The sequence below is a fragment of the Chromohalobacter sp. 11-W genome (assembly GCF_029889905.1).
In the GTDB taxonomy this organism is placed as follows: Bacteria; Pseudomonadota; Gammaproteobacteria; order Pseudomonadales; family Halomonadaceae; genus Chromohalobacter.
Genome location: NZ_JARANZ010000004.1, coordinates 119884 through 145837, shown reverse-complemented (window position 1 = coordinate 145837; position 25954 = coordinate 119884). Strand labels below are relative to the sequence as shown.

Annotated in this window: 25 protein-coding genes and 2 tRNA genes; 13 read left to right on the top strand and 14 right to left on the bottom strand. The window is 62.1% G+C overall.

Annotation, left to right across the window (positions count from 1 at the left end):
- Positions 1-29: 29 nt before the first annotated feature.
- The 5 genes from mrdA to OP494_RS07320 all read right to left on the bottom strand — a co-directional run bounded on the left by mrdA (position 30) and on the right by OP494_RS07320 (position 4964).
- Positions 30-1931, bottom strand: coding sequence for a penicillin-binding protein 2 (gene mrdA, locus OP494_RS07340; RefSeq protein WP_280540116.1), 1902 nt, complete (start codon positions 1929-1931; stop codon positions 30-32).
- Between the two features lie 63 nt (positions 1932-1994).
- A complete protein-coding gene (gene rlmH / locus OP494_RS07335; protein ID WP_280540115.1) occupies positions 1995-2462 on the bottom strand; it encodes a 23S rRNA (pseudouridine(1915)-N(3))-methyltransferase RlmH in 468 nt (155 codons plus the stop codon).
- Positions 2459-2830 carry a ribosome silencing factor gene (gene rsfS / locus OP494_RS07330; protein ID WP_178998144.1) on the bottom strand — a complete coding sequence of 124 codons (372 nt, stop codon included), beginning with the start codon at positions 2828-2830 and terminating at the stop codon, positions 2459-2461. Before rsfS ends, rlmH begins: the two co-directional genes overlap by 4 nt.
- 141 nt (positions 2831-2971) lie before the next feature.
- Positions 2972-3628 carry a nicotinate-nucleotide adenylyltransferase gene (gene nadD / locus OP494_RS07325; RefSeq protein ID WP_280540114.1) on the bottom strand — a complete coding sequence of 219 codons (657 nt, stop codon included), beginning with the start codon at positions 3626-3628 and terminating at the stop codon, positions 2972-2974.
- The gene (locus OP494_RS07320; RefSeq protein WP_280540113.1) at positions 3615-4964 is read right to left on the bottom strand and encodes a glutamate-5-semialdehyde dehydrogenase; all 1350 of its coding nucleotides are present in this window, start codon (positions 4962-4964) and stop codon (positions 3615-3617) included. Before OP494_RS07320 ends, nadD begins: the two co-directional genes overlap by 14 nt.
- A 63-nt stretch (positions 4965-5027) precedes the next feature.
- Between OP494_RS07320 and OP494_RS07315 the strand changes: the two genes are divergently transcribed.
- The 3 genes from OP494_RS07315 to OP494_RS07305 are packed head-to-tail and all read left to right on the top strand — an operon-like array spanning position 5028 to position 8231.
- Entirely contained in the window at positions 5028-5897 is an 870-nt protein-coding gene (locus tag OP494_RS07315) for a hypothetical protein (protein ID WP_280540112.1), read from the top strand.
- Positions 5890-6825, top strand: coding sequence for a diguanylate cyclase (locus tag OP494_RS07310; protein WP_280540111.1), 936 nt, complete (start codon positions 5890-5892; stop codon positions 6823-6825). Before OP494_RS07315 ends, OP494_RS07310 begins: the two co-directional genes overlap by 8 nt.
- 2 nt (positions 6826-6827) lie before the next feature.
- Positions 6828-8231: a bifunctional DedA family/phosphatase PAP2 family protein gene (locus OP494_RS07305; RefSeq protein ID WP_348521700.1), complete on the top strand. Its 1404-nt coding sequence runs from the start codon at positions 6828-6830 to the stop codon at positions 8229-8231.
- Positions 8232-8271: 40 nt separating this feature from the next.
- On the opposite strand, the gene OP494_RS07300 is transcribed toward OP494_RS07305, so the two are convergent.
- From OP494_RS07300 to mpl, 3 genes are read right to left on the bottom strand one after another with little or no spacing between them, the layout of a single operon-like run.
- On the bottom strand, positions 8272-8895 hold the full coding sequence (locus OP494_RS07300) for a LysE family translocator (protein ID WP_280540109.1): 624 nt from the start codon (positions 8893-8895) through the stop codon (positions 8272-8274).
- A complete protein-coding gene (locus OP494_RS07295; protein ID WP_280540108.1) occupies positions 8892-9518 on the bottom strand; it encodes a flavin prenyltransferase UbiX in 627 nt (208 codons plus the stop codon). Before OP494_RS07295 ends, OP494_RS07300 begins: the two co-directional genes overlap by 4 nt.
- Positions 9508-10878: a UDP-N-acetylmuramate:L-alanyl-gamma-D-glutamyl-meso-diaminopimelate ligase gene (gene mpl / locus OP494_RS07290; RefSeq protein ID WP_280540107.1), complete on the bottom strand. Its 1371-nt coding sequence runs from the start codon at positions 10876-10878 to the stop codon at positions 9508-9510. Before mpl ends, OP494_RS07295 begins: the two co-directional genes overlap by 11 nt.
- Before the next feature lie 142 nt (positions 10879-11020).
- Here mpl and OP494_RS07285 point away from each other — a divergent pair, with 142 nt between their 5' ends.
- Complete coding sequence (locus OP494_RS07285; protein ID WP_280540106.1) at positions 11021-12280, top strand: 6-phosphofructokinase; 1260 nt, start codon at positions 11021-11023, stop codon at positions 12278-12280.
- 134 nt (positions 12281-12414) lie between these two features.
- Here the strand turns inward: OP494_RS07285 and OP494_RS07280 are convergent, their stop codons facing one another.
- The 5 genes from OP494_RS07280 to hemA all read right to left on the bottom strand — a co-directional run bounded on the left by OP494_RS07280 (position 12415) and on the right by hemA (position 17079).
- Entirely contained in the window at positions 12415-13170 is a 756-nt protein-coding gene (locus OP494_RS07280) for a HesA/MoeB/ThiF family protein (RefSeq protein WP_280540105.1), read from the bottom strand.
- Between the two features lie 39 nt (positions 13171-13209).
- Complete coding sequence (locus OP494_RS07275) at positions 13210-13707, bottom strand: Lrp/AsnC ligand binding domain-containing protein (protein WP_040243754.1); 498 nt, start codon at positions 13705-13707, stop codon at positions 13210-13212.
- Between the two features lie 158 nt (positions 13708-13865).
- Positions 13866-14723: a peptide chain release factor N(5)-glutamine methyltransferase gene (gene prmC, locus OP494_RS07270; protein WP_280540104.1), complete on the bottom strand. Its 858-nt coding sequence runs from the start codon at positions 14721-14723 to the stop codon at positions 13866-13868.
- On the bottom strand, positions 14723-15808 hold the full coding sequence (gene prfA, locus OP494_RS07265) for a peptide chain release factor 1 (protein WP_280540103.1): 1086 nt from the start codon (positions 15806-15808) through the stop codon (positions 14723-14725). The genes prmC and prfA overlap by 1 nt, the downstream gene beginning before the upstream one ends.
- Complete coding sequence (hemA, locus tag OP494_RS07260) at positions 15805-17079, bottom strand: glutamyl-tRNA reductase (RefSeq protein ID WP_280540102.1); 1275 nt, start codon at positions 17077-17079, stop codon at positions 15805-15807. Before hemA ends, prfA begins: the two co-directional genes overlap by 4 nt.
- A gap of 257 nt (positions 17080-17336) precedes the next feature.
- On the opposite strand from hemA, the gene OP494_RS07255 reads away from it, so the two are divergent.
- The 9 genes from OP494_RS07255 to OP494_RS07215 all read left to right on the top strand — a co-directional run bounded on the left by OP494_RS07255 (position 17337) and on the right by OP494_RS07215 (position 24514).
- Positions 17337-19112 carry a tetratricopeptide repeat protein gene (locus OP494_RS07255; protein ID WP_280540101.1) on the top strand — a complete coding sequence of 592 codons (1776 nt, stop codon included), beginning with the start codon at positions 17337-17339 and terminating at the stop codon, positions 19110-19112.
- Positions 19109-19747: a lipoprotein insertase outer membrane protein LolB gene (gene lolB, locus OP494_RS07250; RefSeq protein WP_280540100.1), complete on the top strand. Its 639-nt coding sequence runs from the start codon at positions 19109-19111 to the stop codon at positions 19745-19747. The genes OP494_RS07255 and lolB overlap by 4 nt, the downstream gene beginning before the upstream one ends.
- On the top strand, positions 19744-20628 hold the full coding sequence (gene ispE, locus OP494_RS07245) for a 4-(cytidine 5'-diphospho)-2-C-methyl-D-erythritol kinase (RefSeq protein WP_280540099.1): 885 nt from the start codon (positions 19744-19746) through the stop codon (positions 20626-20628). Before lolB ends, ispE begins: the two co-directional genes overlap by 4 nt.
- 75 nt (positions 20629-20703) lie before the next feature.
- Positions 20704-20778: transfer RNA gene (locus OP494_RS07240), tRNA-Gln, on the top strand.
- A 63-nt stretch (positions 20779-20841) separates the two neighbouring features.
- The gene (locus OP494_RS07235; protein ID WP_175575845.1) at positions 20842-21783 is read left to right on the top strand and encodes a ribose-phosphate pyrophosphokinase; all 942 of its coding nucleotides are present in this window, start codon (positions 20842-20844) and stop codon (positions 21781-21783) included.
- A gap of 117 nt (positions 21784-21900) precedes the next feature.
- Positions 21901-22557: a 50S ribosomal protein L25/general stress protein Ctc gene (locus OP494_RS07230; RefSeq protein ID WP_280540098.1), complete on the top strand. Its 657-nt coding sequence runs from the start codon at positions 21901-21903 to the stop codon at positions 22555-22557.
- Between the two features lie 20 nt (positions 22558-22577).
- Positions 22578-23162 carry an aminoacyl-tRNA hydrolase gene (gene pth, locus OP494_RS07225; protein WP_280540097.1) on the top strand — a complete coding sequence of 195 codons (585 nt, stop codon included), beginning with the start codon at positions 22578-22580 and terminating at the stop codon, positions 23160-23162.
- Positions 23163-23260: 98 nt separating this feature from the next.
- Complete coding sequence (gene ychF / locus OP494_RS07220; protein WP_280540096.1) at positions 23261-24352, top strand: redox-regulated ATPase YchF; 1092 nt, start codon at positions 23261-23263, stop codon at positions 24350-24352.
- Positions 24353-24437: 85 nt separating this feature from the next.
- Positions 24438-24514, top strand: a tRNA-Met gene (locus OP494_RS07215).
- A 68-nt stretch (positions 24515-24582) separates the two neighbouring features.
- On the opposite strand, the gene OP494_RS07210 is transcribed toward OP494_RS07215, so the two are convergent.
- A complete protein-coding gene (locus tag OP494_RS07210) occupies positions 24583-25881 on the bottom strand; it encodes a M18 family aminopeptidase (RefSeq protein WP_280540095.1) in 1299 nt (432 codons plus the stop codon).
- Between the last annotated feature and the right edge of the window lie 73 nt (positions 25882-25954).

Here is a 25954-nt window from a genome sequence, read left to right as displayed (position 1 = left end):
CCGCCGGTGCCCGACTGAAGCGACGCCATTCAAGTCCCTTCAACTTCGACGTCCTCCTTGATGAGTTCTTCGGCTTGATGGGTGTTCTCGTCATCGGACAGGAGCCACTCGTCTGCCAGAGCGCGAGCCAGACCCGCAGCATGCGAACTACCGCCCCCGGCATTTTCGACGATCACGGCGATGGCGATCTGCGGATCGTCCACCGGCGCGAACGCCGTGAACAAGGCGTGATCACGTAAGCGCTCCTTGAGCTCATCGGCATCGTATTTCTGATTTTGCCCCAAGGAAAACACCTGTGCCGTGCCCGACTTGCCCGCCATGTCGTATTTCAGCCCTTTACCGATGTGGCGTGCAGTGCCCTCTCTGCCACTGACGACTTTTTCCATGCCGTTGAACACGTCATCCCACCAGACATCCTTGTCGAGCTTCACGTCGGGCTTGGTATTCTTGAAAGGCGGTTCGACCGAGGTGTCACCGACGCGCTTGGCCAAATGTGGACGCACCCAATCCCCACGATTGGCCAGCGTTGCCTCCGCCGTTGCGAGCTGCAACGGCGTGACCATCCAGTAGCCTTGCCCGATACCCGCCGAGAGCGTTTCCCCGGGATACCACACTTGACCGTATTTCTCGCGTTTCCACTCACGAGAAGGCACGGTTCCCGATGAAGCCCCTTGCACATCCAACGAAGTGACCTCCCCAAACCCGAACTTGTACATGAAGCTGGATAAGGCATCGATGCCCAAGCGATGAGCCATGGTGTAAAAGTAAGTATTGTTGGAAACGGCCAGCGCGCGCTCCAGATCGACACGACCGTGCCCCCAGCGCAACCAGTTCCGATAGTGGCGAGAATCGTTGGGCAGCTTGTAATACCCCGGGTCATAGATGACTTCTTGAGGCGTCACGACTCCATTCTGAAGCGCAGCCAAGGCTTCGAAAGGCTTAATGGTCGACCCGATCGGATACTGGCCGCGCACGGCCCGGTTGAACAGTGGCAGGTCAAGATTGTCTTGCAGCGACTGATAGTCCTTGTAGGAAATACCGGTCACGAACTCGTTGGAATCGAATCCTGGGGCGGAGACCATCGCTAGAATGTCACCGGTCTGGGGTTGAATCGCGACGATGGAGCCGCGCCGCCCATCCAGCAGATCGTAAGCCATCTGCTGAAGCCGTGTATCGATGGTCAGCGTCAAGTCCTTGCCCGGTTCGGGTGGTGTACGTTCGAGTTCGCGCAGCACACGCCCCCGGGCATTGGTTTCCACCTTACGCAGGCCAGCCTGCCCGTGCAGCGCTTTTTCGTACTGCTTCTCGATACCGGTCTTGCCGATATAATGCGTGCCCGCATAGTTGCCACTGTCCAGCGAGGCCAGTTCTTGCTCGTTGATTCGACCTACATAGCCCAGCACATGCGACATAATCTTGGGATCGGGATAGTGACGCAGCCACTGTGCTTCAACCTCGACCCCAGGAAGCCGGTAACGATTGACGGCTAACCGCGCGATTTGCCGTTCGTTGAGACCGCTCATCAACAATGCCGGTTGATAGGGTCTTTGACGCTGACGCGACCGTTTGCGAAACGCCTCGACCTGCGTTTCGTCCAGCCCCAGGATGTCGACCAGTCGATCGAGAGTGGCATCAATATCCTGGACCCGCTCGCGTACGATAGTCAGGTTATAAGTTGGGCGGTTTTCAGCCACCAATTTCCCTTGGCGGTCGTAGATGAGCCCACGCGTCGGGGGCAGCGGTTCGACGCGCACACGGTTCTTCTCGGAACGCGTGGTGAACACCTCATGCTCGACAACCTGAAGATAAAAAAGACGAGCGCCCAGCCCCCCGGCCATCAATAATACGAGTAATGCCGCCAGTAGCGAGCGTGCCCGGAATACACGGACTTCTCGAGCGGTATCCTTGATTGGGTCGCGTCGTTTACGCATGGGTCCCCGATAACAGGCGGGAAGGTGGAAGGTAGCCGCTGAGCAGGTATCGAGCCCCGTTGCTCATCGGTGATAGGGATGACCAGCCAGCAGGGTCCAGGCGCGATAAAGCTGCTCGGCCAGCAGAATACGTACCAATGGATGAGGCAGCGTCAATGCCGAGAGCGACCAACGTTGCTCGGCCCGCGCCAACAGACGTGAGTCGAGCCCGTCCGGACCACCCACCAGGCACGCTACGTTGCGACCGTCCTGGCGCCATTGATCGGCGTTGGCGGCCAAGCGTTCGGTACTCCAACTTCGACCCTCGACATCCAATGCGATGACACGTTCCTGATCGCGCAGTTTCGCCAGCATGGCATCGCCTTCGCTCTGAACCGCACGGGCCACATCGGCGTTCTTGCCTCGCTTGCCGGGCGCTATCTCGACGATGTCCACGCTGAAATCACGCGGCAGCCGCTTGAGGTATTCATCGACGCCCTGCGTGACCCAGTCGGGCATGCGAGTCCCCACGGCGAGCACACGCAGCTTCATCCACGCACCTCGCCAAGCGCCCCCTCAACGGATACCCCATCGCTGGGCAGATCCGACCACAAGCGCTCAAGATCGTATAGCTGACGAGTCTCGGGCAACATGACGTGGACCACGAGATCGCCCAAATCGACCAGGACCCAATCGCTTCCCTGGTGCCCTTCGATACCCAAGGGGCGGCATCCCGCTTCCTTGACTTTCTCCACCACGCTCTCGGCCAGGGCGCCGATGTGTCGGCTCGATGTACCGCTAGCGACGATCATGGTGTCGGTGACGCTGGTCAGCGAGGCGACGTCGAGTTCGGCAACGTCACGTGCCTTGAGTTCCTCGAGCGTGTCCATTACCAGCGTTTTGAGTGCTTCAGTCTGCATAGCTCCTCGTTCATATGTCATACCCCTTCGGGCAAGGCCCGCATTCTACCGCGCTGACACCAAACCGCCAGGGGCAAGGTTAAAAAGGCCTTGAGGTGATACCACCACTCGCCAGGCCCCTTTCATTGATTGATGACGACATCATCGATAAAGACGACGTGCCAGGAGATAGCGCTCCACGGCCTCGGGCAGCAAATAGCGCACGCTTGCACCGCGCTGCAAGCGTTCTCTGATCGCTGTAGCCGAAATCGCCATGCGCGTGGGCAGGCTCAAATGCAGCAAGCCTCCTGCAGGCGACTGCATCAGCGACTCGACACTCGCCACTTCACGGCCGTCGATCAGCGTCTCGAGCGCCGTCGGAAGCGGCTGTTGATGATCAGGACGATCGACGACGACGACATGCGCGAGCTCGAACAGACGCGCCGGCTCGTGCCAATCGGCCAAGTGCAGATAGGCGTCGTACCCCAGCGCCATGACCAGACGTGCCTGCGTGCCCAATTCTTCTCGCAAGGACGCCAGGGTCGCGGTGGAGTAGGAAGGCCCCTCGCGGCGGATCTCGCGATCATCCACGTAAAGGCCCGGCGTGTCGGCGATGCCCAGCGCCAGCATGGTCGCGCGCTGCTCGGCATCCACACCGGGGGTGGCGCGATGCGGTGGCACTCGCGCCGGGACCATGTGAACGCGATCGAGTGCCAAGGCTTCACGCAGCTCGATAGCGCTACGCAGGTGCCCCACGTGCACGGGATCGAAGGTACCGCCCAGCATCGCGACGCGCGGCGGGGCCTCAGCTGCGCACATGGCCATCGCCATATACGATGTACTTCTCGCTGGTGAGGCCTTCCAGACCGACGGGCCCGCGCGCATGCAGCTTGTCGGTGGAAATGCCAATCTCCGCCCCTAGCCCATATTCAAAGCCGTCGGCGAAACGTGTCGAGGCATTGACCATGACCGAACTGGAGTCGACCTCGGTCAGAAAGCGCCGTGCGTCGGTCAAGTTCTCGGTGACGATGGCATCGGTGTGGTGCGAGCCATAGGTATTGATGTGCGTGATCGCCTCTTCCAAAGTATCGACCACGCGGATGGCCACGATCGGCGCAAGGTATTCGCTATGCCAATCTTCTTCGGTTACGGCGACGGCGTCCGCCACCCAGGCCCGCGTCCGTTCGCACACACGCATCTCGATACCCTTGCGGCGATAGATGTCGGCCAACTCGGGAAGTACTCGGGGCGCTGCTTCGGCGTGTACCAACAGCGTTTCCATGGCATTGCACGGCGAGTAACGCTGGGTCTTGGCGTTGTCGGCAATGGCCACCGCCTTGGCCGGATCGGCGGCCTGATCGACATACACATGACAGATGCCATCGAGATGCTTGATCACCGGCACACGTGCGTCTCTCGAAATACGCTCGATCAGTCCCTTCCCGCCGCGCGGCACGATGACATCGACGAACTCCGGCATGGCGATCAATGCACCGACCGCTGCACGATCGGTCGTCGCCACGACTTGCACGCAGGCCTCGTCGAGCTCTGCTGCCCTGAGCCCTTGTCGGATACAATCCGCAATGGCCCGGTTGGAATGGATCGCTTCGGAGCCGCCACGCAGGATCGTGGCATTACCTGATTTCAAGCACAGGCTGGCGGCGTCCACGGTCACGTTGGGGCGCGATTCGTAGACGATGCCCACCACGCCCAGCGCGACGCGCATCTTGCCCACTTGAAGCCCCGAAGGTAGATAGCGCATGTCACGAATCTCGCCGATCGGGTCGGACAAGGCAGCCACTTGACGCAAGCCTTCGATCATCGTGTCGATACGCGCCGGCGTCAGCGCCAGGCGATCCAGCAGCGACTCGGCGAGGCCGTTGTCGCGTCCCGCCTCGAGATCGCGGCGATTGGCGGTGTCCAATGCATCGCGCGCCTCGTCCAGGGCACTCGCCATGGCGAGTAGCGCGCGGTTCTTTTGCGCGGTAGTGGCGCGGGCCAACACACGTGACGCACCACGCGCCCGTTCGCCCATCGCATGCATGTAAGCATCGACGTCGACGATCTCGGACTCGGAAGTTTCAAGGGCCATGCGGGCAATTTTCTCCTGGGTATCCGCCGGGAAGCATATGATAATCGGTGCTTTCCGAAGCATGACGGCAGAGGCACAACGGCTATACTGCCGGCACCGTTGGGAAAGGAATCACTATACGGCACCATGCAGAGCAAATACAAAACACCTCTAACCGGGCTTTTCCTGCTGGGCGCGGGACTGGTGACCATCACCGCCTGGCAGGAAGACGACTCGATCACGCAGGGCCTGCTCATCGCCGCCATCATAGGGTTGACGACGCTTGCGTGGCGTCACTTATCGCGCCGCGCCTGGACATTGGCGATCCCGTTGTGTGCCTTGCTTTTACTGGCGCTACTCTGGCAAGCGCCCATGACATACGCCATCAGCATATGGCTGTGGCCGATCATGCTGCTCGCACCGCAACCTCGGCCCATGCGCTATATGCTCCTGGTGGCCGCCGCACTCGGCTGGTGGCACGTTCAAGCGCCCCTCGGGGTGGCGCAAGCCGCCTTGAGCGGCGCGTTATTGGCCGCCCTCATGGCCTTGGGGCTTGCCAAGGCCATCGAGCACAGCCGGCTACGTCAAGAGCTGGAGCGTCGCCATCGCCTCACCCCGGAGGACTCGCTCTGGTCACTCAGTCGTCTGCGTCAGGATCTGACCGTCGAATGGTCGCGGCGCCAGCGCGAAAACGTCTACGCTGAGTTGCTCGTGGTGCGACCCCATCAACGAGGCCGCAATGTTCGACGGCGTCTCAAGGAGCGTCTGGCCGCGCTTATTTACGCCTTCGAGGGATGTTACCGCGTGGATGCACAGACCTTCGCGGTCCTGCTGATTGCAAAGGACGAGCAACACGCCGCCTTACGTCGTGACGCGATCTCGACCGAGCTTCAGGCGCACTGTCGTATACGCATCGCGCCCGTCACCCCCCATCTAGACCCCATCACGCTGGGCCATGAACTCTCTGTGCAAGCCAGCGGCCTGCATTTCCGACAGGAGACAACCGAGCATGCCTGAACGTCTCTCGTCGTCACGCCTACACGCCATGGCATACGCCTGCGGGGCGCTCGTGCTCGCTAGTCTCGCGGCCTGGCACTACCTGATGGGCCATTACGCACGCATCCTGCCGGTCACTATCCTGGCGATCATGGTGTCTACCGCCGCCCTGATGGCCGAAAACGCTTACGCGCGTCGACTGCCTGCCTACCTGGTGCTGATCAGCGGCTATCTGGCGATTGCCGTGGAAGCGCCTTACCTCGAGGCGTCCGGCGCACTTTGGATGGGGGTCCCCCCGATACTCGCTACGCTGCTCTTACCGCCTGGCGCCGCGCTACTTCTCAACGTACTGCTCGCGCCCATATGGCTGTTCCTTATCAACTCTGTACTATCGACGCCCGCAGGTGGCCTGCAGTACTTCACGCTCGTCATCATCTCGATACTGCCTCTCGGGTGGTACATGCAACAGGCCCGCTTACTCAAGACCACCGATCAGCTCGATACGCAAAGCGGCATGCTATCGCGTGACGCGCTCAGCGAACGACTTATCGCCGAGGTCGCTCGCGCCCGTGCATTGAACCAATCACTGAGCGCGCTAGTCATTCATTTACCTCAACTCGACATGGCCAACGAGCAGTTCGGCCAAACGACACAAGACACGCTCTTGACGACCTTCTGTCAGGTGGTACAACGCAACTCTCGACGTGGCGACGCCATGGGCCGACATCGCCATAGCGTCTTTTGGCTGCTGCTTGCCGACGCCGGGGAAGCCGGCGCTCTCATCGTCCGTGAGCGCTTGACGCATGCGCTCGGGGAAGCCCCGCTTCGCGACATCGGTGCCATCGAGGCCCAGGCTCGGATTTGCCACCTGGCGGATGACGAGTGCGCCGAACGTTTCGAACAACGGCTGATCAAGCGTGGATTCAACTTGCTGGAGCCCGATACTTGAACGTGACCGAGTGGCTGTACCAATTTTCCCCCTCGCCGACATTATTGGTCTTGATCGTGCTGTTGGTGGCGCTGCTTGAATCGCTCGCCGTGGTTGGCCTGCTAGTACCCGGCATCGTGCTACTGACCGCCGCCGCGTCACTGGCGGGGCATCAGCATCTTCCCCTGCCGTTATTGTTGGCGGCGGCCTTTGCGGGGGCGACCCTCGGTGATGGCCTAAGCTTTTGGCTGGGCCACTCTCAGCGCGAACGCGTGCATCGACTGTGGCCATTCACCCGCCATCCTGAATGGCTGGCGCGGGGCATCGATTTCTTCAAGCGCTATGGCGATTTTTCCATCCTCATCGGTCGCTTCGTGGGACCGGTACGCCCTATCGTGCCGATGGTCGCCGGCATGCTACGCATGCCGACATGGCGCTTTGCCGCCGTCAATATCGCCTCTGCCTTGCTTTGGGCTCCAGCCTATCTATTACCCGGCTATCTGCTCGGCCATTCATGGGACAAACTCCTCGCTTTGCCTGCAAGCAGCGAACGATGGCTCGTTACTCTGGGACTCATGCTGATAACGCTGGGGGTAGGGTTTTCCTGGTTTCGCCACCATCTCGGACGCGGCGGCTGGGTTTACATGCGCCTGGCCCGCTTTTCCCGCGCGACACCACGTCGGCGACGCCTATGGCTCGCGTTGGGCGCCGCTCACCCGCGCAACGAAATACCGCTGGCGTCTCTCGCGCTTCTCGTGGTCAGCCTCATCGCCCTGTGCGGGTGGACGCTCTGGGTGCTCGAACACCCCGCGCCTTCGTTGCCGATGGATCGACAGATTCAGGCATTGCTGGCGCCCCTCGCAGACAGTTGGCTAGCAGAATTCAGTACTCTCATGGCCCTGAGCGGGGATCTCTTGGGCATCATCGCACTGACCCTGCCATGGCTGGCATGGCTGCTCTTTTCGCGGCGTATCGCAGCCTTCCTTCATATCAGTAGCGCGTTGGTAGGTGTCGGGTTCGCCAACCTTGTCTTCAAGCATCTCGCCGGTCGCGCTCGCCCCGATACGCCGGACTATCTCATGGGTTCGTTTTCCTACCCCAGCGCCCATACCTCGACGAGTATCGTGTTGATCGGCCTGGCGGCAGCGTTCATGGCCGAGACGCTGCCCGCGAAACGGCGAATGTGGGTATATTGGGGGGCGACACTGGTATGCCTGCCGATGGCCCTGTCACGCCTCGTCCTTGGCGTGCATTGGGCCAGCGATGTGATCGGCGGCGCGCTTCTCGGCCTGGTGGTGTGCGCCATCACGCGCCTTAGCTATCAGCGCTTCGTACACGTACCGCTTACGCCCTGCCCTTGGGCACCGCTGGTGGTCGCCTCCTTGTTGTTGCTAGCGGCACGCATTGCCTGGCTGCCCTACGTCTAAGCCGAACATGTTTAGATCGAACGTCTGCGACAGATAACGTTCAGCCCAGCGCCAACCAGAGGCCGACGCCCACCATCAAGCTGCCCGCCACCCGATTCAGCAAGCGTACGTTGCCGTCGCGACGCAGGAAGCGACTGGCGGTACGGCCACCACCGGCATAGATCAGCAAACAGGTCAGCTCCAGGGTGAGAATCACCCCCACCAAGGCCACCAATTGCGGTGCCATGGGTCGACCGGCATCCAGGAAGGGCGGCAGCAGCGCGATGAAGAACGCCCAACCCTTGGGGTTGGCGACCGCCGTGACAAAACCCTGAACCACCAACTGCAACGACGAGACGCTCGGCGCCGCATCGCTGGCATCAGGGATCGCCATGCGCCCCTTGGAGCGCCACATCATCACACCGAGATAGATCAGATAGGCGCCCCCGAGCCACTTGAAGGCCGCGAATATCTCGGGATAGCGCAGCATGAGCGTCGCCACGCCGATCACCGCCGAGACTGCGACCAGGCCGACACCCACCAGCTCGCCGAGCATCATCCACATGGCACGGCGCACGCCTATCGTCATGCCCAGTGTCATGGAAAGCGTCATGCACATGCCCGGCGTCAACGAGACCATGAAAAATGTCGGCACGAACACCGACAATATCGACAAGTTGATCATGTCGACTCCCCCCAGCGCGGCATCAGTGTGTGGGCGATGCCCAACTGGTTGAGAATACGGGCGACGATGAAATCGATCATGTCATCGAGTGTCTGCGGACGGTGATAGAACCCCGGCGCTGCAGGAAGTATCACCGCCCCCATGCGGGTCAACGTCAGCATATGCTCGAGATGGATGGCCGAAAACGGCGTCTCGCGAGGCACGAGAATGAGTTGGCGACGCTCCTTGAGGGCCACGTCTGCGGCGCGCTCGATCAGGTTGTTGCTCGCGCCCGTGGCGACCGCGGACAGGGTGCCGGTCGAACAGGGGCAAATCACCATGGCGCTCGGCGCGCCGGAACCCGAGGCCACGGGTGCCATCCAGTCCTCGCGACCGAAGCAGCGAATCTGCCCCGGTGCGGCGCCGCTTCGCTCTCGCAACGCCTCACTCAGACGCTCGGGATTCGACGGCAAACTCACATCGGTCTCGGTGGCAATCACCATCTGCGCCGCCTTGGAGATCAGCACCAGAACCTGATGGCGTGACGCCACCAGGCAATCGATGAGTCGCAGCCCGTATTGCGCGCCCGAGGCGCCCGTCAACGCCACCGTCACCGGTTTCTCGAACGCCGTCTCATCCGCCATGCCGTACCTCCAGAGCCGCGAGCAATTTCTCGTGGATGCCCTCGAAGGCGCCGTTCGACATTACCACGATACGGTCCCCTGGCATGGCATCGGCGATCACTGCCGCTACCAGCGTGTCGATGTCATCGCATACCGCTGCCGGCACGGAGCAGGCGTCGACCAAGGCGTCCAGCGACCATGACAGCGTCGGCGGTTGGTACCACCAGACGCGATCCGCCGCCGCGACACTAGCCGGCAGGCGTTCGCGCATGCTGCCCAGATGCATGGTGTTGGAGCGTGGCTCGATCACCGCCAGCAGCCGCCCTGCCCCGGTCGCCGCCCCCAGGCCCTCGAGCGTGGCGGCAATCGCCGTGGGATGATGGGCGAAGTCGTCGATCACCTGGATACCGCCGATCTCGCCGCGCACTTCCTGACGCCGCCGGGGCGATTCGAAACGCGATAACGCCGCTGCGCCTTCTCCCAGCGCGACACCGCATGCCGCTGCCGCAGCCAATGCCGCTACCGCGTTGGCGACATTGTGGCGCCCACTCAGCGACCATTCGACATTCGCATGATGCTCGCCGCAACGCACCTCGAAACGGCGTCCATCGGCGCTGTCCAGCCGCCACTGCCATTGCGCTTCGTCGGTGGCGCCGAAGCGAACGACGGAGCTCCAGCAGCCTTTTGTCAGCACACGCTCGAGCGCTGGCTCTCCAGCCGCCACGACCAACTGGCCATTGCCGGGAACGGTGCGCACTAGATGATGAAACTGACGCTCGATGGCGGCCAGGTCGGGGAAGATATCCGCGTGATCGAACTCGAGATTGCCCAGCACCGCGACATCCGGGCGGTAATGGACGAACTTGGAGCGCTTGTCGAAGAATGCCGTATCGTATTCGTCCGCCTCGACCACAAAAGGCGTCCCGGGCTCTCCTAATCGCGAGGACACACCCAGATTGCGGGGCACGCCGCCAATCAGGAAGCCCGACGCGTGGCCGGCCGCCTCCATGATCCACGTCAACAAACTAGCCGTCGTGGTCTTGCCGTGAGTGCCCGCCACCGCCACCACTTGCCGCCCAGGCAGGACGTGCTCGGCCAGCCATTGCGGCCCCGAGACATAGGGCAGTTTGGCGTTGAGGACCGCCTCCACCTCAGGGTTGCCGCGCGACAACGCATTGCCAATGATCACAAGGTCGGGACGCGGTATCAGGTTGTCGGCGGCATAGCCTTCACACAGCGCAATCCCCGCCTCCTCGAGCTGCGTGCTCATCGGTGGATACACATTGGCGTCCGAGCCACTGACATGATGGCCAAGGGTCTTGGCCAAGCGCGCCAGACTGCCCATGAACGTACCGCAAACCCCTAAAATATGGACGTGCATCTGAGCCTCCTGCCGTGATGCGGCGAGACTAGCATGGCGCCGCGCGCCCCACCAGCCGAGCGCCGCGGCATAGGCATCGAAGGCCGATGTCGGCTATCATTCGCTCATTCATGCGCCCAGACCCAGGAGCACCAGAAGTCCCATGGCCCAGCACAATGCCTTTTACGCCCAGTCCGGTGGCGTCACCGCCGTCATCAACGCCAGCGCCTGCGGCGTCATCGAAACCTGTCGTCGCCATTCGGACAAGATCGGCAAAGTCTATGCCGGCCATAACGGCATTATCGGCGCCCTGACCGAAGATCTTATCGACGTCTCTCAGGAAAGCGACGACGCCATCGCGGCACTGCGCCACACGCCGGGTGGCGCATTCGGTTCCTGCCGCTATAAGCTCAAGGACATCGAAACGCATCGCGCGCAATACGAGCGCCTCATCGAGGTGTTCAAGGCGCATGACATCCGCTATTTCTTCTACAACGGCGGTGGGGACAGCGCCGACACGTGCCTCAAGGTGTCGCAGCTCTCAGAGAAGATGGGCTACCCGCTGACCGCGATTCACGTGCCCAAGACCGTCGACAACGACCTGCCGATCACCGACAACTCTCCAGGTTTCGGTAGCGTGGCCAAGTACATCGCCACCTCGACCCAGGAAGCGGCGCTGGATATCGCATCCATGTGCGCCACCTCTACCAAGGTCTTCGTACTCGAGGTCATGGGACGCCATGCCGGCTGGATCGCCGCAGCCGGCGCGCTGGCAGGCAATGGCGAAGGCGAGCCGCCCCATCTGGTCATCTTCCCCGAGCTACCCTTTCAGCGCACGCAAGTCATGCAGCGTGTCGATGAGGCCGTCAAGAAATACGGCTACTGTGTCATCGTCGTTTCCGAGGGCGCCCGCTACGAGGACGGCACCTTCCTCGCCGACGCCGGCAATACCGACGCCTTCGGCCACCGCCAGTTGGGCGGCGTGGCGCCGACGCTCGCGGGGATGGTCAAACAGGATCTGGGCTACAAGTATCACTGGGCGGTCGCCGACTACCTGCAACGCGCGGCACGCCACCTGGCCTCCAAGACCGATGTCGAGCAAGCCTATGCCGTGGGCCAGAAGGCCGTCGAGCTGGCCCTGGACGGCAAGAACGCCATGATGCCGACCATCAAGCGTGTCAGCGAAACACCTTACGAATGGCGTATCGAAGCGGCACCGCTGGCGGAAGTGGCCAACAAGGAAAAGTTCATGCCCCGCGAGTACATTCGCGAGGACGGCTTCGGCATCACCGCAGCGGGACGGCGTTACCTCTCGCCGCTGATCCAGGGCGAAGATTTCCCACCGTTCGAAAACGGCCTGCCCAAGGTGGCCAAGCTCGATAAGGTCAAGGTCGCGCGCAAGCTGCCCACCTTCGAGCTCTGACGCATTTTATCGCCCCCGACACACCACGCCCCGGCTCACTGAGCCGGGGCGTTTCGTATGCGTTCGGCCGTTCATACCCACGCGACGAGGGGCCTATTCGGCATACGGATACAGTAGCGCGGAAGGCGCCAACGTCAGGCGGTACTCGATGCGCTGCAGACGGGGCACGCGGGATCGCGCCCTACCTTGAACCGGCGCCATTCGCCGCTCAAAGCGTCGAAAGTCGCCAGTCCGCGATGAGTATGCCCAACACCGGCGAGCAACTTGAGTGCCTCGAGCGCCTGAAACGTACCGATGACGCCCACTAATGGCGCGACCACCCCGTTTTCGGCACAGCGCAGCGCATCGTCGTCGCCGTCCTCGCCATACACGCAGGCGTAACAGGGCGAGTTGGCATCACGCGGGTCGAAGACCGCCAACTGCCCCGAGAAGCGAATTGCCGCCCCCGAGACCAGCGGCGTCTTCGCCGCAACGCAAGCACGGTTGATGGCATAGCGGCTGGAAAAACGATCCGTGCAGTCGAGCACGACATCCGCCGCCGCTACCGCACGCTCGAGCGCTTCTTCCTCGAGACGCGAGGCGATGACCTCCACCTCGCAGCCGGAGTTAAGACGCCGCGCCGCCGCCGCCGCCGATTCCGCCTTGGCATGTCCTACGTCGCTCTCGCCATGCGCGATCTGGCGCTGCAGATTGGAAAGCTCGACGACATCGTCGTCGGCGATCGACAACCGGCCTATCCCCGCAGCGGCAAGATACAGCGCCGCCGGCGAGCCCAACCCACCGGCACCGACGATCAGCGCATGGCCTTCGAGCAAGCGCTGCTGACCGTCCACATCGAGCTGTTCGAGCATGATCTGGCGGCTATAGCGCAGTAGTGCGTTATCGTCCATTTCCTTCATTTGCGTCCATTGCCTCCCGGCCTGCGTCCGTCAGGTATCGAGCTGCTCGGTGTCAGGCACATGCAACGAGACATCCTCCTTGACCTCTTCCATGACCACGTAACTCTTGGATTCCTTGACCCCGGGCAGCGTCAACACGACATCGCCGAGCAACTGACGGTAGGCCGACATCTCCGGAATCCGGCACTTGAGTATGTAATCGAACTGCCCGGAGACCAGATGACATTCCTGAATCTGCGGTAGCTTGGCCACGGCTCGGCGAAATTCGTCGAACACCGCCGGTGATTGCGTCTCCAGGCTGATCTCGACGAACACCAGCAAGTTGGCCTTGAGCGCCTTGGGGTCGAGCAACGCCTTGTAACCGCGGATGATCCCGGCCTTCTCCAGACGTTTGACACGTTCCAGGCACGGCGTGGTGGACAAGCCGACCTGGGAAGCCAGATCGACATAGGAAATGCGCGCGTTGTCCTGCAGGCAACGCAAGATATTGAGATCGATACGATCCAACGAACGGGTCTTGGCTTTCATTATATTGTTGTTCCGAGACAATGAATGACAAAAGAAATCGCAACCAGGCCCTATGACGAGTGATGCTTACCCAGGGGCAGGACCAGCGATGCGAGACGTATTACTACCACAACCACCGCCCGCGCCTCCAGGCAACCGACGGTGCTTGTTTACCGCGGTCAATGTTGGCCATCCTGCATCACTGGCGCACGCCCTAGCGTGAGGCGTTCACGTGCGCCGAGATCGGTCTCGCTGACGATATCTTCATATCCGGCCCGCGTCAGTGCCTCACGAACTCGAGAGGCCTGCTCCCAGCCATGCTCCAGCGCCAACCAGCCTCCCGTCACGAGGTGACCACGCGCCGCCATCGCCAGATGGCGCAAATCGGCCAGCCCGGCATCGCTTGCCACCAACGCCGAGCGCGGCTCGAAGCGCACATCGCCCTGCGCGAGATGCGGATCATCCTCGGCGATATAGGGCGGATTGGCCGCGATCACGTCGAACGTCTCATTGCCGAGAGCAGAGAACCAGTCGCTGACGAGGAAGGTAGTGTTGGTAACCCCCAAACGCCGGGCATTATCTTTGGCTACGGCTACGGCCGCCTCTTCGCGATCGACGCCGGTGACGTGCCATGCCGGCCGCTCGGTGGCCAGCGCCAAGGCGATGGCGCCCGTTCCCGTGCCCAGATCGAGCGCCTTCCCGGGTCCATGCGGCATCTTAGCCAACAGTGTCTCGACCAGGCACTCGGTATCGGGCCGCGGGATCAGGGTCGCCTCATCGACACGCAGCCGTAGTCCCCAGAACTCGCGTTCGCCGATGAGATACGCCACGGGATGGCCCAGCGCCCGTGCCGCTACCAACGCCTCGAAACGTGCCCGGGGCACGCCTGCGAGTTCGCGGTCACCCCAGGTATATAGCCAGGCGCGTGTCGCCGAGGCCGCGTGCATCATCAGCACCTCGGCATCCAGGCGCGGCGAGGCACTGCCCGCCGCCTGCAACCGCCGCGATGCGCGCGTCAGCAAGGTATCGTAGGTCATCAAACCGTCTGCAGCGCCGAGAGCTGCTCGGCCTGGTACTCATGAATCAGGGGATTGATCACTTCATCGAGCTCGCCCGCCATCACGTCGCCCAGCTTATAGAGGGTCAAATTGATACGGTGATCGGTGATCCGTCCCTGGGGGAAATTGTAGGTCCGGATACGCTCGCTACGATCGCCCGAGCCGACCAGCGAACGACGTGTATCGGCCTGCTCCTGGCGTTGCGCGTCCACGGCGGACTGCTTGAGGCGCGCCGCCAGAAACGCCATCGCCTTGGCGCGATTCTTGTGCTGGCTACGCTCTTCCTGGCACTCCACCACCACGCCGGTCGGCAAGTGCGTGATGCGAATAGCCGAGTCCGTGGTATTGACGTGCTGCCCCCCGGCGCCACTGGAGCGGAACGTATCCACACGCAGGTCATTGCTGTTGATCTCTACATCGCCGACAGCGGAGGCCTCGGGCATGACCGCCACGGTACACGCCGAGGTATGGATACGCCCCTGGGACTCCGTGGCAGGCACTCGCTGCACGCGATGCGCGCCGGACTCGAACTTGAGCCGTGCATAGACGTTGTCGCCACGCACCCGGGCGATCATTTCCTTGTAGCCGCCTTGCTCGCCGTGACTGACGTTGATCGCCTCGATTCGCCAGCCCTGATGTTCGGCGTAACGCGAATACATGCGAAACAAATCGCCGGCGAATAACGCTGCCTCGTCACCGCCGGTCCCGGCGCGAATCTCGAGAAACACGTTACTGCCGTCATCAGGATCCTTGGGCACCAGGAGCTGCTTGACGTCCGCATCCAGCTCCTCGAGGCGCGCCTGCGACAGACGCAACTCCTCTTCCGCCAGCTCGCGCATTTCGGGGTCGCTATCCTCGCGCATCTGCTCGGCCGCCTCGATATCGCCTTCGGTGCGCCGGTAGACTCGCCATGTCTCGATCAAAGGCTCGAGTTCGGCATATTCGCGCGAGTAATCGCGAAAGCGCGACTGATCGGCGATCACGTCGGGCTCGGCCAGTAAGGCGGCGAGTTCTTCGAAGCGTTCCTGGAAGCCATCGAGACGTGTGCGCAGAGTCGCTTTCATGCGGGGTCCTGTGTCGATGCGGCCGGGTCGATCAGCAATGTATCGGCCGCCTGGAGGATATCGTGCCGCTCCTCGCCCGATGCTTCGCGCAAGCGCAGCGTCGGGCCGTGCAGCAATTTATTGGTCAGTTGACGCGACAGCCGCTGCAGGACTTTTTCGGGGTCCTCGCCGCGGGCGAGTTGCGCCAGCGCTTGGCGCTCGGCTTCTTCACGCAGCGCCTCGCCCTGCTCACGGTAGCGGCGAATCAAATCGCCGGCGCCACGCACGCGGCGCTCACGCTGCCAATGCTGGATGCCGTGCTCGATCAGAGACTCGGCTTGGGCCGCGGCAACGGCACGCTGTTTGCGGTTTTCCTCGATCACTTCCTGTAGGTCATCGACGCTGTACAGGAAGACATCGTCCAGCTCGCCGACCTGGGACTCGATATCGCGAGGCACGGCGATATCGACCATGAACATGGGGCGATGGCGGCGCTTCTTCAGGGCGCTCTCGACCATGCCCTTGCCGAGAATAGGCAACGGGCTCGCCGTGGAAGAGATGACGATATCGGCCTGCGCCAGCGCCTGGGGAATCTCCCCCAGCGAAATCGCTTCGGCGTCGAAGGCATTGGCCAGGGCCTCGGCGCGCTCACGGGTACGGTTGGCGACGGTCAGACCACGAATGCCCGCTTCACGCAGGTGCCGCGCGACCAGTTCGACGGTTTCGCCCGCCCCGATCAAGAGTGCGCGAGCACGCCCGAAATCGTCGAAGATATGACTCGCCAGACTGACGGCAGCATAGGCCACCGAGACCGGATTCTCGCCGATACCGGTTTCGCTGCGCACCTGCTTGGTGACGGAGAAGGTATGTTGGAAAAGCCGTTCGAGCTCTCCGCCCAAGCCAGCGTTGTCACGTGCCAGCTGGTAAGCCTCCTTGAGCTGGCCAAGGATTTGCGGCTCGCCCAGCACCATCGAGTCGAGCCCCGCCGCCACACGCATCAAATGGCGAGCGGCCTCGCCATCCAGGTAGTGGTAGGCGCTTTGCATCAGGGTTTCGGGCGGCAGCCCGTGGAAGCGTCCCAACCAGTCGAGCACCGAGCGCTCTCCCTGAGCGTCGGTCACGCAATAGAGTTCGGTACGATTACAGGTCGACAGCACCGCCGCTTCGTTGACGCCGGGCAGCGATTTGAGTTCGGCCAACGCGCCCGCCAACTCGGCCGGCGTAAAGGCGACCTGCTCGCGAACCTCGATGGTCGCTGTCTTGTGGTTGATCCCCAGGGCGAGAAGCGTCATGAAATCACGGTCATCACATCGGTCTATCGGCAGCGTCCGGCCTTTGCATTCGGGCGCGGCGGACAATGTGGGGGTGACGAAGCCGGAATACTAGCCCCGCCTAATGCGCTGCAGGATCGATATCCTAGCATAGGACTGAGACATTTGGGCATGGGGCGGCAAGTTGCCGCGCAGCGCGAGGTTTCCCGCGCCTGACGCTTTGCCCGGCCTGATCGAGCCGGTATGCTGATGCTTTCAAACGCACATTCGAGGATGGCATGCGCATACGCTTGACCCTGGCCTCCGTCCTGGCGTTGCTGCTGGCGGGCTGCCAAAACGCTCCGACAACGCCCAACGCCATCCCGCTCGATGACCCCATGGAAAACGCGCCACCGGTGACCCGTGGCTTCGATGCCGAGGGCCTTTCATCGTTGCTGCTTGCCGAACTCGCGGGACAGCGCGGCGATTATCGGCGCGCCGCCGAGGGCTATCTGGATGTCAACGAACGCTACGCATCGCCCGCCCTGGCAGAGCGCGCCACTCTCGCGGCACGCTACGCCGACGACAGTGCCCTGCTCGAACGCGCCGCACTGCGCTGGCAAAAGCTCGATGACGACGCCACCACGCCGCGCCACGTCCTTGCCAGTCTCGCGGTACAACGTGGCGATTGGGAAACCGCCCTGGCCCAACGCTTGCGCATCGCCGAGCAGGAACCCGAGGCGGACCTTGCCGCGCTAGCCGAACTCGCCATCGAGCAGGATGCCGATATCACGCCGCTACTGGCACCTCTGCATGATTTCGTCGAACGTCATCCCGATCACCTTGATGCCCAGCTAGCGACCGCCCAGCTCGAGGCCGCGAGCGGCGATACCGAAGCCGCCGATGATCGACTCGCACGCCTGACCGACACGGCAGAGGCGCCCGCCGAGGTATGGCTGACGCGCAGCATGATCGCCCTGCACAATGGCACCCTGGACGACGCTAGGCGCTATGCCCGCCAAGGACTCGAGCGTTTTCCCGGCGACAGCCGCCTGCGCCTGACCCAGGCCCAGGCGCGCCTCGCCGATGGCGATATCGAAGCCGCCGACGAGGATGTCGAGCGCTTGCTCGCTCGCCATGACGACACGGCGTCGCTACGCTTGGCGCTCGCCCAGCTTTATCTCGACGCCGCGCATCCCGATGGCGCCAGGCGCATTCTTCTGCCCTTGCTCGACCGCGACGAAACGCCTACGGCCGCCTACTTGATGTTAGGCAGCATTGCCGAGCAAGCCGGCGAAATCGACAATGCCCTGCTTTACTATCGTCAGGTACCCAGCGGCGAGGGTTTCATCGAGGCACGCGCACAGGCCGCCAAGATGCTGGTCGGCGCGGACCGGGCACAGGACGCCAGCGCGTTTTTACGCATCGAACGTCTTCGCCATCCCGATCAACGCGTCGCCCTGTTGCGCCTCGAGCTCGACGTGCTCGACGCCCAAGGACAGCGCGCACGCGCCGACGAACTGCTCGATGAAGCCATCGCCAAGACGCCCGAGGCCACCGAGCTACGCTTCCAGCATGCCATGCGCGCTTATCACCAAGGCGATCTTGACACCATGGAAGCCGACCTGCGTACGATCATCGAACGCGAGCCCGATAACGCCGAAGCACTCAATGCCCTCGGCTATACGCTGAGCAACGACATGGGCCGCCATCAGGAGGCCTTGCCGCTGATCGAAAAGGCCCATCGCCTCGAGCCCGATAGTCCCGCCATCCTCGACAGTCTCGGCTGGGTCTATTTTCACCTCGATCGCGCGCAAGAAGCGCTACCTTATTTGCGTGAGGCCTATCGCGGCCAGCCTGATCAGGAAGTGGCCGCCCACCTCGCCGAGGTGCTCGCCGCTACTGGGCGTGACGATCAGGCGCGCGCGCTGGTAGAAGAAGCGTTACAGCACTTTTCGCCGCACCCGCTCATCGATGACTTACTGCGCCGGCACCCCGAACTCGCCCCGGCCGACGAGAATGATGCAAGCAACGTCGACCCGGACTCTACTCGCGACATGGAAGCCAGCTCATGATCCGCTCTCTCTCATTGCGCCATCGCTGCGCTGCGCCTCGCGCCTGGCTCAGCCTGCTGCTCATCGTCATGCTAGCGGGTTGTGCCAGCCAAACCCCGAGCCCCGACCAGGCCCGTGAGCGTGGCGATTGGGACGCTCAAGCCAAGCGCCTGCAGGCACTCGACGCCTGGAGCCTCGCCGGCAAGGTCGGACTGCGCACCAATGAAGGCTCCGAAAGCGCCAATATCGACTGGCAGCAGCGTCCCGACACCTACCGCATCCTGATCAGCGGCCCCTTCGGGGCCGGCCGTACCCTGCTGAAGGGAGCACCCGGGCAAGTCACATTGGCCAACGGCGAAGGGCGTTTCAACGCCGAGACACCGGAAGCCTTGATGGAACAACAGCTCGGCTGGTCGTTGCCCATTTCCGCACTCGATTACTGGATCCGTGGCCTTCCCACGCCCAATGCCAGCGAGCGCCTCGAGTACGACGACCTGGACTTCCCGCGACGCCTGCAGCAATTCGGCTGGACGATCGAGTACCGTGATTGGACGCACGCCGACGATCTATGGCTACCGCGCCGACTGGTCATGACCTATGGCAAGCTACGCGCTACGCTCGTGGTCACTCAATGGAACCCCATGACCGACTCATGAAGGTACGACTCAGCCTGCCCGCGCCCGCCAAACTCAACCGCATGCTGCATATCGTCGGCCGCCGCGCCGACGGTTACCACGAACTGCAGACGCTGTTCCAAATCCTCGACCGCGGCGACACCCTGCACTTTGCGCCACGCGAGGACGGGGCCATCCAACTGCAACCCGCGATGGCGGGCGTCGATCACGAGGCCAACCTCATCGTGCGCGCCGCACGCCTGCTGCAGCATGAAAGCGGCACGTCACTGGGCGCGAACATCCATCTGGAAAAGCACCTCCCCTTGGGCGGCGGCTTGGGCGGCGGCAGCTCGGATGCGGCCACCACACTACTCGCGCTCGACCGACTCTGGTCACTCTCGCTGGGGCTTCCCCGCCTGGCTGAGCTAGGGCTTTCGCTGGGCGCCGATGTGCCGGTCTTCGTATACGGCCGGAGCGCCTGGGCGGAAGGCATTGGCGAACGCCTGACGCCCGTGACGCTCGAAACCCCGTGGTTCGTGGTCCTTCACCCGGGGGAAGAAATATCGACGCCTGCTGTGTTCGGCCACCCCGAATTGACACGCAACACCCCGCCCATTAGTATGGCGCGCGCACTGCGAGGGGAAGCCGAACAGGGACGCGCCTGGCGCAATGACTGCGAAGCTGCGGTAAAACGCTTGTCGCCGAAGGTCGCGCAAGCGCTCGACTGGTTATCGGCTTTCGGCCCAGCCATGCTGACGGGGACAGGAAGCTGTCTATTCTGTCCCTTGACGAGTGAGCAACAAGCCGATAGGATTTTGCGCCGTGTTGATAGCCATTGGCATGCATTCAAGGCACGCGGCTGCAACACTTCCCCCCTCCACGACGCTCTCGACATTCACGATGAAATGTCACTCATGAGCTAATACGGGGACGCCTGATATCGGCATCGTGTTCCATGTGGGCAATACGACACACGAAACAACGAGTCGATGTGTTGCTGGGGTATAGCCAAGTGGTAAGGCACCGGTTTCTGGTACCGACATTCCCAGGTTCGAATCCTGGTACCCCAGCCAATTTCTCAGAGCGCCCGACGAATCCCACTCCGAGATCCCTCAAGACTCCAAAGGTGGCTGCGCGTGTCTAAATTGATGGTGTTCGCGGGAAATGCCAATCCCGAACTCGCCCGCAAGGTGGCCGAAAGCCTCGACAACCGGCTGGGCCATGCAACCGTCGGTCAATTCAGCGATGGTGAAATCGCGGTCGAGATCAATGAAAACGTTCGCGGCAAGGACGTCTTCGTATTGCAGTCCACCTGCGCACCGACCAACGACAACCTGATGGAGTTGATTCTCATGGTGGATGCACTGCGCCGTGCCTCCGCTACGCGAATCACCGCCGTCGTACCGTATTTCGGGTATGCTCGCCAGGACCGCCGAGTGCGTTCTGCACGCGTGCCGATCTCGGCCAAGCTGGTCGCCGACATGATGGTCAAGGCTGGCGTCGACCGTGTCATGACCATGGACCTGCATGCCGATCAGATTCAGGGCTTTTTCGACGTCCCCGTCGACAACGTCTATGGCTCGCCGATCCTGCTCGATGACATCGAGCGCCAGAACTACGACGATCTCGTCGTGGTCTCCCCCGATGTTGGCGGCGTCGTCCGTGCAAGGGCCATCGCCAAGCAACTCAACGCCGATCTGGCGATCATCGACAAGCGTCGTCCACAGGCCAACCAAGCCCAGGTCATGCATATCATCGGCGAGATTCAGGATCGCACTTGCGTGGTGGTCGATGACATGGTCGATACCGCCGGCACCCTGTGCAAGGCGGCCGAAGCGCTCAAGGGCCACGGCGCCCGGCGTGTCGTCGCCTACGCGACGCACCCCATCCTGTCTGGGCCAGCCGTCGACAATATCGTCGGCTCGGTACTTGACGAACTCGTCGTGGCCGATACCATTCCGCTTTCCGAGACGGCCTCCCGCAGTGGCCGGATCCGCCAGCTCTCGGTCGCGGGTCTGATCGCGGAAGCCATTCGCCGCGTCAGTAACGAAGAATCCGTCAGTGCCATGTTCCACTGAGGCAATAAGCCACAGGGAGCGTGCACGGATACGCGGGCCGCGAGGCCCTCACGGAATCGGCATCGTCTGGTCGCGGGCGGTGCCGCTTTCCTTACATAACCTATGAGGTGACAATCAATGTCCCAATTCACTCTATCCGCCAAGGTTCGTCACGACCTGGGGAAAGGTGCGAGCCGCCGCCTGCGTCGTGAGAACCAGAAAGTCGCCGCTATCATCTACGGTGGCGACGAGACGCCGCAACCGATCACCCTCGATAAGCCCGCCTTTTACAAGGCCATCGAGGATGAAGCCTTCTTCTCGTCCGTGATCAACATCGATCTCGAAGGCAAATCGGAGCAGGTCATCATCCGTGACATCCAGCGCCACCCTTACAAGGCGTTGGTAACCCATGCCGACTTCATGCGTGTCGATGCTACACACGAAATCACCATGAACGTGCCGCTGCACGTCAACGGTGAAGAAGCGTGCAAGGGCGTCAAGGAAGAAGGCGGCGTGCTGCACGTGCTGGCCAACGACGTCGAGATCAGCTGCCTGCCCAGCAAGCTTCCCGAGTACCTGGAAGTCGATGTGGCATCCCTGGGACTGGGCGAGACCTTGCACCTGTCCGACCTGCCGCTGCCGGAAGGCGTATCCCTGGTCGCTCTGAGCCATGGCGAAGAGCACGACTTCGGTGTGGTCAGCGTCACGCATGCCGATACCGGCACCGAAGGTGACGAAGAAGACGAGGAAGGCGGTGACGACGCTGCCGCAGAAGACGGCGAAAAGACCGAGTAATCGGTTTTCGAGGGGCCCGCATGAGTCACGTCAAAGCGTTGATCGGCCTGGGCAATCCAGGCTCCGAATATGATGCCACGCGACACAATGCGGGCGCCTGGGCCGTTGAAGCCCTGGCGCGCGACAGCCTGACCCCGCTACGCGCCGAGCGTAAGTTCCTTGGGCAATATGCCAAGGTCCATTACGCCGGCCATGATCTTCATTTGTTGGTGCCCAGCACCTACATGAATCGCAGCGGCAAGGCTGTCGCCGCGCTTTGCCAGTTCTTCAAGATATCTCCTGACGAACTTCTCGTCGCCCACGACGAACTGGATATCGCCCCGGGTACGGCACGCTACAAACACGGCGGTGGCCATGGCGGCCACAACGGTTTACGCGACATCGTCAGCGCCTTGGGCAACGACAAATCCTTCCATCGCTTGCGCGTTGGTATCGGCCATCCGGGCTCGGCCAAGCAAGTGACGAACTATGTCCTCGGACGTCCCGGCAAGGCGGAACGCACTGCCATCGATGCCGCCATCGAGGAATGCCTGCGCACACTCCCCGACGTTGTCGCCGGCGACTGGGCAAGCGCCATGAATCGCTTGCATAGTTTCAACGGCTAGACACAAGCCGCCTCGCGCCCATAGCCCCACACCCGCCACATCGGTAGAATGCGGGCCACGTTCATCACGCCCTTTCGCATACGATTCAGGAAGATCCCATGGGTTTCAATTGCGGTATCGTCGGCCTTCCCAATGTCGGCAAATCCACGCTGTTCAATGCCTTGACCAAGTCGGGAATCGACGCCGAAAACTTTCCTTTCTGCACCATCGAACCCAACGTCGGCATCGTCCCCATGCCGGACCCGCGTCTGGATAAGCTGGCGGCCATCGTCAAACCGCAGAAAGTCATCCCGACAACCATGGAGTTCGTGGACATCGCCGGCCTTGTCGCGGGCGCCTCGAAAGGCGAAGGGTTGGGCAACCAGTTCCTGGCCAATATCCGCGAGACCCAGGCCATCGCCCACGTGGTGCGTTGCTTCGATAATGACAACGTCATTCACGTCGCCAACCAGGTCGACCCCAAGACCGACATCGAGACTATCAATCTCGAACTCGCGCTTGCCGATCTGGATACCGTGGAGCGCGCCATCCAGCGCCTCGCCCGCGTGGTCAAGGGGGGCGACAAGGAAGCCATGGCGACCAAGGCCATCCTCGACCGCATCCTGCCCCACCTGGCCGAGGGCCAGCCGCTACGCAGTTTCGGCCTCGATGACGACGAGCGACGCCAGCTCAAGAGCTTCGGCTTCTTGACCCTAAAACCCACCATGTACATCGCCAACGTCAACGAGGACGGTTTCGAGAACAATCCTTATCTCGACACCGTTCACGCGATCGCCGCCGAGGAAGGCGCCGTGGTGGTGCCGGTGTGTAACCAGATCGAAGCCGAAATCGCTGAGCTCGATGAAGAGGAACGCAGCGCCTTCCTCGAGGAGATGGGCATGGAAGAACCCGGCCTCGATCGGGTCATTCGCGCCGGTTATGCCCTGCTCGGCCTGCAGACGTATTTCACCGCGGGGGTCAAGGAAGTCCGCGCCTGGACCACGCCTATCGGGGCCACCGCCCCGGAAGCTGCCGGCGCGATTCATACCGACTTCCAGAAGGGTTTCATCCGCGCCGAAGTGGTCGGCTATGACGACTTCGTGACACTGGGCGGCGAACAAGGCGCCAAGGATGCGGGAAAATGGCGCCTGGAAGGCAAGGATTACATCGTCGTCGATGGGGATGTCGTGCATTTCCGTTTCAATGTCTAGTCGCCCCCGGCGGCGTCGGGCGCCCTGATGGCGGCGAATAGTTGACACATCAGGGAGTTACACGTAGTATTCGCCCGCACTGAACGGCTACGTAGCTCAGTTGGTTAGAGCACATCACTCATAATGATGGGGTCCCCTGTTCGAGTCAGGGCGTAGCCACCAGGATCCAAAAAGCCCGCCGACATTCGTGTCGGCGGGCTTTTTCGTGTTTCCGTGCTCGAGACAAGCGCCTAGTTCAATTCTGCGCGATTGACGTAGGCCGTCAACGCGCGAATCAGATAGTCGGCGTCACGACTGCCAGCGGTTTCGCGAATCGAGTGCATTCCCCACTGCGGTACCCCGACATCTAGCGTCGGCACCCCGAGCTCGGTGGCGGTGATCGGCCCGATGGTACTGCCACATCCCATGTCGGCGCGTGTAACAAACGTCTGGACCGGCGCCCCCGCCTCGCGACAGATATCCCGGAACATCGCCGCCGTAGCGCTATTGGTGGCATAACGCTGATTGGCGTTGACCTTTATCACCGGACCGCCGTTGATCGTCGGGCCGTGGTGGGCATCATGCTTTTCGGGGAAGTTAGGGTGCAGGGCGTGGGCATTGTCGCAGGAGATCATTCGCGATCCTTGAATCAGACGCACCCAGCCGTCTTCGCCGCCCTCGCCCAATTGGGCATGCACGCGGCGCAGCACGTCCCCCAGAAACGGGCCCTGGGCGCCGCTGGCGCTGGCACTACCCACTTCTTCATGGTCGTTGGCGACGAATACCGCGCCTTGCTGACCATCACTGGCCAACAACGCTTCGATACCCATAAAGCACGACAGCAGGTTATCCAGACGCGCGCTGGCGATCAGCTCGCCCTCGATCCCCACACGCGACGGCCGCTGCATGTCGTAGAGGGCGAGTTCATAATCCATCAGTTGGATGTTTTCCAAACCATGCTGCTCATACAGCCAGCGCTTGAGCCACTTCTCCAGATCGGGCTCACTACCGCCCTGCAGCATGACCGGCAGCATCTGTGTCTGAGCGTTCAGCTCACGCCCATTATTGGCCTCCCTGTCGAGATGAATCGCCAGACTGGGGATGATCGCGACGGGGCGATCAACGTGCAATAATACGCCCTGCAGTCGCCCATCCTCACGCCGTACATGGACACGCCCGGCCAGGCCCAAATCTCGGTCGAACCAAGGCGCCAACAACGCACCGCCGTAGACTTCGACGCTCAGTTGAAGCCAGTCGTTGCCGGTGACCACCGGCTGGGGCTTGAGCCGCAGCCCCGGGCTATCGGTATGCGCCCCGATCATGCGCAACCCGCCCAGGGCCACCTCCGGCACCTGCATGGCGATCAACGACGAATCATTGCGGGTAACGTAAAAGCGCTCGCCAGGCGCCAACTGCCAAGCCTCGGTTTCCTCGAGGCGACGGTATCCCGCTTGCTCGAGTCGCCTGGCCATATTGTCGACGGCATGCCAAGGCGTGGGGGAACGTTCGAGAAAATGTAACAAGCGATCAAGGGTGGGGGCGTGAGCCATGGCGTCCTCGGAGAAGTGTCTGTGACGGATGATACAGACTGCTACAATGCCAGTCCGGTCTGAGAAAACTCAA